The following is a 615-nucleotide window of genomic DNA, read 5'->3' as shown; positions in this document are numbered from 1 at the left end:
CTTCTAAGGTGATGCCTTGTTGCAGGGCTTCGTGTTTTTCCTTCCAGTTGTAAAGCAGGCTCGTGCTAACTCCAAGAGACTTTGCCGCATCGGCAACGCTATAACCTTGTTCTAGCACCATCAAGACAGCTTCATCTTTAAATGCCTGGGGATAACTCTTATGTGATTTCTTCAGACTCATATAGACCTCTTAATTTATTGACCATACTGTCTCAAAATTAAGTGTCCGATGGGATTAGACCAGAACAATGATAACCATACCGTTTTTTCCATTGCTTATTTGAGCCATGAAGCTGTTGCCAACTGACGGCTAAGTTTCGTGGATGTCCTTGTTCCCATAGTGCAGCACCTTCCCTAGGTGGAATGAGCACTAAAGCGCGTTTTCGACGAACGGCTTCGTGACAGGCTTTTGTGTCGTAAGCACCATCACCCGAGATATTGCGGATTTTTCGATGGGTTTGCTTAAGTAAATTGGGCATCACTTCTGCGTCTGTTACACCTGATAAACTGAGTTCTGCGGCAATAATTTCATGGCTATGTGTATCTACGGCAATATGCAGTTTGCGCCACACTCGGCGCTTTACATCTGTGCCATGTTTCTTCACTTTCCACTCA

The 615-nt window shown here is 44.7% G+C and carries 1 protein-coding gene and 1 pseudogene; both read right to left on the bottom strand.

Annotated features, from left to right (window positions below; translation table 11 throughout):
• Positions 1-181 (bottom strand): transposase (locus L5L98_RS22320; protein WP_263143585.1); only part of this gene is annotated, 181 nt, incomplete at its 3' end.
• Between the two features lie 67 nt (positions 182-248).
• Positions 249-615, bottom strand: a pseudogene (locus L5L98_RS22315) (IS5 family transposase); the annotation flags it as partial.

Origin of the sequence: Shewanella sp. SM23 (genome assembly GCF_025654295.1) — a bacterium.
Classification (GTDB): domain Bacteria; phylum Pseudomonadota; class Gammaproteobacteria; order Enterobacterales; family Shewanellaceae; genus Shewanella; species Shewanella oncorhynchi.
The sequence above is the reverse complement of the archived record's forward strand: the minus strand, read 5'-3'. Positions and strand labels throughout refer to the sequence as shown.